This window comes from Brevundimonas sp. (assembly GCF_047617075.1).
GTDB lineage: Bacteria > Pseudomonadota > Alphaproteobacteria > Caulobacterales > Caulobacteraceae > Brevundimonas.
Window position 1 is genome coordinate 23,324 of the sequence record NZ_JBLGCI010000021.1, and the last position, 8,202, is coordinate 31,525.

General features: G+C 66.4%; 7 protein-coding genes, 1 tRNA gene and 1 pseudogene. 1 reads left to right on the forward strand and 8 read right to left on the reverse strand.

Annotation, left to right across the window (positions count from 1 at the left end; all coding sequences use genetic code 11):
• Window positions 1-199: 199 nt before the first annotated feature.
• Genes ACI8U3_RS14765 through ACI8U3_RS14775 form a run of 3 tightly spaced genes read right to left on the reverse strand, consistent with a single transcriptional unit; the run spans window position 200 to window position 4,219 of the window.
• Entirely contained in the window at window positions 200-2,200 is a 2,001-nt protein-coding gene (locus tag ACI8U3_RS14765; protein WP_415015631.1) for a biotin carboxylase N-terminal domain-containing protein, read from the reverse strand.
• A 38-nt stretch (window positions 2,201-2,238) separates the two neighbouring features.
• On the reverse strand, window positions 2,239-3,297 hold the full coding sequence (locus ACI8U3_RS14770) for a DUF3667 domain-containing protein (protein ID WP_415015632.1): 1,059 nt from the start codon (window positions 3,295-3,297) through the stop codon (window positions 2,239-2,241).
• A 22-nt stretch (window positions 3,298-3,319) separates the two neighbouring features.
• Window positions 3,320-4,219, reverse strand: coding sequence for an enoyl-CoA hydratase-related protein (locus ACI8U3_RS14775; RefSeq protein WP_415015633.1), 900 nt, complete (start codon window positions 4,217-4,219; stop codon window positions 3,320-3,322).
• Between the two features lie 65 nt (window positions 4,220-4,284).
• On the opposite strand from ACI8U3_RS14775, the gene ACI8U3_RS14780 reads away from it, so the two are divergent.
• Complete coding sequence (locus ACI8U3_RS14780) at window positions 4,285-4,653, forward strand: DUF2200 domain-containing protein (RefSeq protein ID WP_415015634.1); 369 nt, start codon at window positions 4,285-4,287, stop codon at window positions 4,651-4,653.
• 21 nt (window positions 4,654-4,674) lie between these two features.
• Here ACI8U3_RS14780 and nusG read toward each other — a convergent pair whose 3' ends face one another.
• From nusG to tuf, 5 genes and pseudogenes are all read right to left on the reverse strand, one after another.
• On the reverse strand, window positions 4,675-5,253 hold the full coding sequence (gene nusG / locus ACI8U3_RS14785) for a transcription termination/antitermination protein NusG (RefSeq protein ID WP_415015635.1): 579 nt from the start codon (window positions 5,251-5,253) through the stop codon (window positions 4,675-4,677).
• Between the two features lie 22 nt (window positions 5,254-5,275).
• Window positions 5,276-5,575, reverse strand: coding sequence for a preprotein translocase subunit SecE (gene secE / locus ACI8U3_RS14790; protein ID WP_415015636.1), 300 nt, complete (start codon window positions 5,573-5,575; stop codon window positions 5,276-5,278).
• Window positions 5,576-5,646: 71 nt separating this feature from the next.
• Window positions 5,647-5,722 (reverse strand) — tRNA-Trp (locus tag ACI8U3_RS14795).
• Window positions 5,723-5,845: 123 nt separating this feature from the next.
• The gene (locus ACI8U3_RS14800; protein WP_415015637.1) at window positions 5,846-7,183 is read right to left on the reverse strand and encodes a hemolysin family protein; all 1,338 of its coding nucleotides are present in this window, start codon (window positions 7,181-7,183) and stop codon (window positions 5,846-5,848) included.
• A gap of 634 nt (window positions 7,184-7,817) precedes the next feature.
• Window positions 7,818-8,202: pseudogene (tuf, locus tag ACI8U3_RS14805) on the reverse strand (elongation factor Tu); the annotation flags it as partial.

The following is an 8,202-nucleotide window of genomic DNA, read 5'->3' on the forward strand; positions in this document are numbered from 1 at the left end:
GCCGAAAGCCGGGCTTCGGGACACATGGGCCGGCAGATTTCCGACCACGCCCTTACACCCCCCGCGCCCCCCCCCCCCCGCGAAGGCTGGGGTCCAGATGGCGAACACAAGCCATGCCAGATTCAGGACGTGCGTTTCCCCCAGCCGCCTCCGCCCTGCGATCTGGACCCCAGCCTTCGCTGGGGTGAGCGGTAGAAGGCTAGGCTGCGTCTTCGGCCGCCGTGATGGTCGCCAGAACGGCGCCGTCGGTCACCTGATCGCCCACCGCGACGCCCAGCTCGCCCACCGTCCCGTCGAAGGGCGCGGCCAGGGCGTGCTCCATCTTCATGGCTTCCAGCACGACGATCGACTGACCTTTCGTGACGGCCTGACCGGGTTCGGCCGAAACGGCGACGATCTTGCCGGGCATGGGCGCGCGGAGGGACCCGTCGGATGCGGCGGCGGCGGCTCCGGCCACGGTTGACGCCGGGGTGAACGCGACCGCATGGCCTTCATCGAACAGGACGGTCTGATCCGCGCCGAACCACGCGGGCACATAGCGGTCGCCGATCCAGATGCCCTCCATGCCGGGCGCGACCTGGAAGGTCTGTCCGTTCAGGCTGACCTCGAACCAGGACGCATCGTCCTGTCGTTTCGGCGTCAGCAGCGCCTCCTGTGCGATCCCGTTCACGCTGCCGGTGATCAGCGACCGATCCGGTGCGTTCAGGCGAAAGCCCGTGATGGTTTCGCGCAGTCCGCTCCACGGGGAAATCTCGTCGTCCGTGGGGAGCCTTGAGCGCTGGCGAGAGGCCTCGAACAGGTCGGTCAGACCCGCCGCGACGATCTCGTCGCTGAGTTCCTGCGCGAGCAGGGTCTCCTCCTCGGCGCCGATAAAGGCCGTGTCCACGTCGCCGGAGACGAAGCGGGGATGGTCCAGGCAGCGGGCGAGAAAGGCGGCGTTGGTGCGGACCGGCCACACCTCCACCTCACAGCAGGCGTCGGCCAGACGCCCGGCGGCGGCCTCGCGCGTGTCCTCATGCACGATCAGCTTGGCGATCATGGGGTCGTAGTGCTGGCTGACCTCGCCGCCCTGCTCCACGCCGGTGTCGACGCGCAGGTCATCGGGCAAGCGGAAGTGATCCAGCCGGCCGATGCTCGGCAGGAACCCGTTTTCGGGATCCTCGGCGTAGAGACGGGCCTCCATGGCCCAGCCGTTCAGGGGGATGTCGGCCTGTTTCAGGGGGATGGGCTCGCCCGCCGCCACGCGGAACTGCCATTCCACCAGATCGACGCCGGTGATCGCCTCGGTGACCGGGTGCTCCACCTGCAGGCGGGTGTTCATTTCCATGAACCAGATGCGGTCGGCCTTGAGGCCCTCGGACGCGTCGGCGATGAACTCGATGGTGCCGGCGCCCACATAGTTCACGGCCTTCGCCGCACGGACGGCGGCGTCGGTGACGGCCTTGCGCGTCTCCGCGTCCATGCCGGGGGCCGGCGCTTCCTCGATCACCTTCTGGTGGCGGCGCTGCAGGGAACAGTCGCGCTCGTACAGGTGGACCACCTCGCCGGTGGAATCGCCAAACACCTGAACCTCGATGTGGCGCGGGCGGGTGATGTATTTCTCGATCAGGACGCGGGGATCGCCGAACGAGGCCTCGCCTTCCCGCTGGGCGCCCGCCAGACCGGCGGCGAAGTCGGCCGAGCGCTCCACCTTCTTCATGCCCTTGCCGCCGCCGCCGGCGACGGCCTTGATCAGCACGGGATAGCCTATGGCGTCCGCCTCCTTCTGGAGCCGTTCCAGCGACTGGTCCTCGCCCAGATAGCCGGGGGTGACGGGCACGCCGGCCTTGTCCATCAGGGTCTTGGCCGCGTCCTTCAGGCCCATGGCGCGGATGGCGGCGGGCGGCGGGCCGATCCAGACCAGACCGGCGGCCGTGACCGCCTCGGCGAAGTCGGCGTTCTCGGACAGGAAGCCGTAGCCGGGGTGGATGGCCTCGGCCCCCGTCTCCTTCGCGGCGGCCAGAACCTTGGCCGCGTCCAGATAGGACTCGCGGGCGGCGGCGGGGCCGATCAGCACGGCCTCGTCCGCCTCGCGCACGTGCAAGGCGTCGGCGTCCGCCTCGGAATAGACGGCGATGGTGCGAATCCCCATCGCACGGGCGGTGCGGAAGACTCGGCAGGCGATCTCGCCACGGTTGGCGACCAGAACGGATTTGAACATGGCGTTTCCCTAGCCCATCCCGCGCGGCCTGACGACCATCAGCCCACCATCTCGTTGAACGCCAGGAACAGCCACAGCATCATCATGAAGCCGCCGGCGATGGTGGTGGCGGTGAACAAGATGGACATGCGCAGCAGAGTCATGGCCGCCCCGCTGGCGTAGGCCCCACGCATATGAACGAACAGATGCACGGGCGACAGCCACAGCAGGTTCCAGGCGAGGGGGCCGATCCCCATGGCCAGCAGGAACGACGCCGTGATCAGCAGCAACTGGAACGACAGGGAGTGCATGGAGAAGATCAGGTGGTCGAACAGAAAGACCTCCCGCCGCCAGAAGAACATGCCCGCCAGAATCAGGGCCGAGACGGGCAGCATCAGCATCACCACCCGCTGGGCCCAGACGGCGAGGAGCAGGGTGAACCGGCGGGGTTCGGCCTGCACTGCCTCCAGACGGTCGGTCAGCCAGGTTTCGAAAGCCGAGGCGCTTTCGCGATCCGCAGGATTTTCAGCCTCTTCCTGAATGATCCGGTTGGCTTCCTGCACCGTGGTCACGCCCGCGACGATGCCGCCCCAGTTGCGCTCCAAGGCGGCTTCAGCGATGCGGCGCTCATCCTCAGTGAGGCTTTCATCCGCCGCGATCTCGGCGCGTGCCTGATCCAGGGCGGCCCCTGAATCAGCCGCCGAGGTTCCCGCCTGGCGAACCAGTTCGTCGCCGGCCTCGCCGCTCAGGGCGCACTGGCCCACCACGAAGGTCAGCAGGAGGATCACCAGGAACATGCGCAGCGGCGGCACCTGAAAGGCCCGCTTGCCGTCGATGTAGTCGCGGGTCAGGCGCCCCGGCCGCACGATCAGTCGTGGCAGGGTCCGGGCAAGCCGGCCATCCAGATGGAAAAAGCTCTCCAGCGCCTCACGGCCCAGCTTCCAGATGGACTTGTGGAAGTCCTCGGCCAGCTGGCCGCAGGCGTGGCAATAGGTTCCGACCAGCGGGGTCTCGCAATTGGCGCAGGGCGTGCCGGGCGGAATGTCCGCCTGTTTTCGCCGCCAGCGCAGCCAGCCGCCCGCCGAGGCCGCCGCCGCAGTCTCCAGTTCGTTGGTCATGCCCCCTGCCCCCGTGTTCGGCCTACTTGGCCCAGTTCGGCTTGCGCTTGTCCAGGAAGGCGCGGACGCCCTCCTGCCCTTCGGCGCTGACCCGCGCCCGCGCGATGCGGCGGGCGGTGTCGTCCATCAGGCCGGAATCGATGCGGTGATTGGCCACCAGATGGACCACGCGCTTGGCCTCGCCCATGGCGCCGGGCGCGCAGGCGGTCAGGGTTCCGGTGATCTGGTCGATGAAGCCGTGCAGGGCGTCCGCGTCGGGCACGACCGAATCCACCAACCCCACATGGGTGGCGTAATCGGCGTCGAACACATTGCCGGTCAGGAACAGGGCCCGGGCCCGGCGGGCGCCCACGGCCTCCACCACGTAGGGGGCGATGGTGGCCGGGATCAGGCCCAGCTTGACCTCGGAGAAAGCGAACTTCGTCCCCTTCACCGCCACGGCCATGTCGCAGGCGGCGACGATGCCCGCTCCGCCGCCCATGGCCGCGCCCTCCACCAGCGCCACGGTCAGGGCCGGGATGTCGTAAAGCGCCTTGAGCATGTGGGCCAGGCCCATGGCGTCGTCGCGGTTGTCGCTTTCGGACCAGTCGGCGGCGTCGCGCATCCAGTTCAGATCCGCGCCCGCGCTGAACGTCCCGCCCGCGCCCCGGATGAACACCGCCCGCACATGGTCGGCGCCGTGCAGGGTCTCGAACGCCTCGCGCAGGGCCCCGATGGTGGCGGCGTCAAAGGCGTTCTTCTTCGCCGGGCGGTTGATGGTGATGAACACCATGCCGTCGGGGGTGGAGTCGATCACCGCCAGCCTGTCATCCCCATCCGGCGCCGGATTGGCCACCAGGGGATGGTTGATGCGGTTCATCTCGGCGGCCTCGGCGTCGGTGACGTCCAGGGCGTTGAGGTCGGGATCGGTAGGTTTGGCCATGCTGGTCTCCTGAGGCTTCAGGCCTATAACGCATGAGGAGCCGAACTGAATACGGAGCCTTGGCCATGGCGACCAGCTCGAATGACCGAATCCGCCGGACCAGCGTGGCCAGCGTCCACGTCCACTATGTCGCCAAGGCGGAAAAGAAAGGACGGGGACGGGCCGAGGTGGACGAGGTGATCCGCTGGCTGACCGGCTACTCGCAGGCGCAGCTTAACGCCCTGCTGGCCGACAACACCGATTTCGAGACCTTCTTCGCCGAAGCGCCGGCCATGAATCCCGACCGATTCCTGATCACCGGTGTGATCTGCGGCTATCGCGTCGAGGATATCGAGGACCCATTCATGCGCGAGCTGCGCCACCTCGACAAACTTGTCGACGAGGTCAGCAAGGGAAAGGCAATGGACCGCGTGCTTCGGAAGGCCGTCCCGTAGCGACCTTCCGGGCGCCGAGGATCAGTTCGAGACTTTTTCGACCTGATTGTATTCCAGGTCCACCGGGGTCGGACGGCCGAAGATGGACACGGCCACGCGCAGACGGGCCCGCTCTTCGTCCACGCTTTCCACCGCGCCGTCGAAGCTTGCGAACGGACCGTCGATGACCTTGACGGTCTCGCCGATGTCGAAGTGGATCGTGGGCTTGGGACGCTCGACGCCCTCCTCCACCTGGCCGATGATGTTCTGAACTTCCTTCTCGGACACCGGCAGGGGGCGCGTGCCGCCCTGAGAGCCCAGGAAACCGGTGACCTTCGGGGTGTTCTTGACCAGGTGGTAGGCCTCGTCGGTCAGCTCCATCTTCACCAGCACATAGCCGGGGAAGAATTTGCGCTCCGAGTTCACCTTGCGGCCGCGACGGATCTCGACCACGTCCTCGGTCGGCACCAGGACTTCGGAGAAGTTCTCTTCCAGACCCTGCTGGCGAGCCTGATCGCGCAGATGCTGCGCCACCTTCTTCTCGAAGTTGGAGTGGGCGTGGACGATGTACCACTTGTGCCGGGGGTTGTTCGGCTTGGTTTCGGGCGCCGCATCGGTCACGTGCGCGTCTCCTTGTTTGTTTTTATCGGCCGAAGGAAATGATCTGCTGGAAGACCCAGCCGAGGCCGAAGTCCACCACCCAGAAGAACAGGGCGGCGATCATCACCATGATCAGCACCATCACCGAGGTGATCCAGGTTTCCTTGCGGCTGGGCCAGGTGATCTTGCGGCCCTCGGCGCGCACCTGAGACAGGAACTGGGCGGGCGAGGTGCGCTTCTTGGGCGCGGGCGAGTCCACGGTCACGGTCTGACCCGCGCCCGCCGCCGCCGTCTGCGTCCTGTTTCCTCCGCGGCGTCCGCCGGGAGTTTTCGCCTTGGCCATCTGTTCGTCTCTAACGCTTCAAAGGTGTCTGGATCGCCAGATGGGGAATGTCCCATGCCGCGACAACGGGGTGGCAGGAGTTGAGGGACTCGAACCCACGACCCCCGGTTTTGGAGACCGGTGCTCTACCAGCTGAGCTAAACTCCTATGACCCCGGACAAAGAACAGCGCGCCGCAAGGGCGGACCCCACGGCGCGCAAGGCCTTCGCCAGACCGGGGGCTATGCCCCACGCCGCGCCGCATTTCAAGCGGGGATGCGCGCCGCGCGCATCAATCCTGGTCGAGGGCCGCCTCCCGGGCGGCCCGTTCCTGATCCTCGGCGATCACCTGGCGGAACAGCAACTTGTCGATGCGGCGGTCGTCCATGTCGATGACCTCCACCTCGAAGCGGCCCAGTTGCAGCACGTCGCCCTCGCCCGGCACGCGCGACAGCTTGTGCAGGACCAGTCCAGCCACCGTGTGGAAGCCGTCGGTTTCGCCGAACTCCTCGCCCAGCTCGTCAGCCAGTTCGTCGATGTCGGTTCGGCCGTCCACCAGCCAGCTGCCGTCGTCGCGCTTTATGATGTCGGCCTGGGGCTCGTCGTGGCTCTCGTTGAAGTCGCCGGCGATCATCTCCAGCAGGTCGGTGGCCGTGACCACGCCCTCGAAGGCGCCGTATTCATCAACCACGAAAGCCATGTGGACCTTGGAGCCCTTCAGGATTTCCAGCGCCTTCAACACCGACGTTGATTGCGGAATGAAGGCAGGCTCGGCCACCAGCTTCTCGATGTTGAACTCGCCGTTATCCAGCAGGCTGTCCAGCAGATCCTTCTTGTGGACCACGCCGATGGGATTATCCACGTCGCTGTCCCGCGCCACCACGATGCGCGAATAGGGGCAGTTGCGGACCTCGTCGCGAAGTTGCGCCTCGGTGTCGTCCAGGGCCACCCAGAAGACTTCCGGGCGCGGTGTCATGGCCACGCGGATGGGGCGGTCGCCCAGCCTCAGGATCTCCTCGATCATCAGCTGTTCTTCCGGCTCGATCAGGCCGGCCGAGGTGCCTTCCGCCAGGATGGTCTCCACCTCCTCCTGGGTGACGTCCGTGCCGTCCTTGTCCTTGATCCCCATGGCCTTGAGGATGCCGGATGTGGAGATCGTCAACAGCATCACGAACGGTTTGAGCACCACGGCCAGGGCAGAGATCGGTCCGGCCATCTTCGAGGCCACCGCCTCGGGGAAGATCAGGGCGATGCGCTTGGGCACCAGCTCGCCGACGATCAGCGACACATAGGTGATGCACACCACGACCAGGGCCGTGGCGAAGAATTCGGACCAGGCCGCCGCAGCGGGGAATGTGGCCTCGAGAAAGGCGTTGATTTCGCCCGCGATGGCCGCCTGGCCATAGGCGCCGGCCAGAATGCCGATCAGGGTGATGCCCACCTGTACCGACGACAGGAACTGGGTCGGTTCGTCCGCCAGTTTCAGCGCCTTGCGGGCGCCCTTGTCTCCCCGCTCGGCGCGGGACTGCAGTCTGGATTTTCGGGAAGACACGACCGCAAGTTCGGTCATGGCGAAGAGCCCGTTCAGCACGATCAGGAGCAGAACGACAGCGATGGCGATGAGCAACATTTAGGGGTTTTGGAACCCGGAGACGCGGCGCGATCAGCGGCTGCCGCATGGGCACATTAGGGGATAGGTGCGGATTCCGCCACGATTTCCTCGGACTCAGCGACCGTTCAGACGCACATCCCGATGACGAGGCCGATGAACAAGCCGATCCTGATGGCGCGCGACATGGTTACCCAATCCTTAACGTCCGTTTTCGAACGTAAAGACCAGGCCGTCGGTTGCCGCAACCACCCTCGCCCCGAGGTTGCGGATTAACCGCAAGATTCACCTGCCCTTCTCCCGATGGGAGAAGGGGGACCCGCGCACGAAGGCGCGAAGCGGCTTCGTCCTGGCGCGGGGGATGAGGGTTCGCTGGCGCCAAAGGACTCTCCCGACCCTCACCCTGCGCGCGAAGAAGCGGTCTGCTTCGCATCCCGCTGCGCACAGCCCTCTCCCATCGGGAGAGGTGCCGCATAGCAAAACCCCCGCCGGATCGCTCCGGCGGGGGTCTGCATTCCAGCCTTGTCACGCCCTCAAGCCGCGAGCGACCGCGTCGCGAGCATAGGGCGCTTAAGAAGCCTTACTCGGTGATCTTGGCCACGACGCCGGCGCCGCCTCCGTGTGCGGTTTCCGCGCACGGCGCTCGTCGCGCAGATTACTCCGTAATCTTCGCGACGACACCTGCTCCAACCGTGCGGCCGCCTTCGCGGATGGCGAAGCGCAGCTTCTCTTCCATGGCGATCGGGGTGATCAGCTCGACGTTCAGCTCGGCGTTGTCGCCGGGCATGATCATCTCCACACCTTCCTTCAAGTGCACGATGCCGGTCACGTCCGTGGTGCGGAAGTAGAACTGCGGACGATAGTTCGTGAAGAACGGCGTGTGACGGCCGCCCTCTTCCTTGGTCAGGATGTAGGCCTCGGCCACGAACTTGGTGTGCGGGGTGATGGAGCCCGGCTTGCACAGCACCTGGCCGCGCTCGACGTCTTCACGCTTGGTGCCGCGCAGCAGCACGCCCACGTTGTCGCCCGCCTGACCCTGG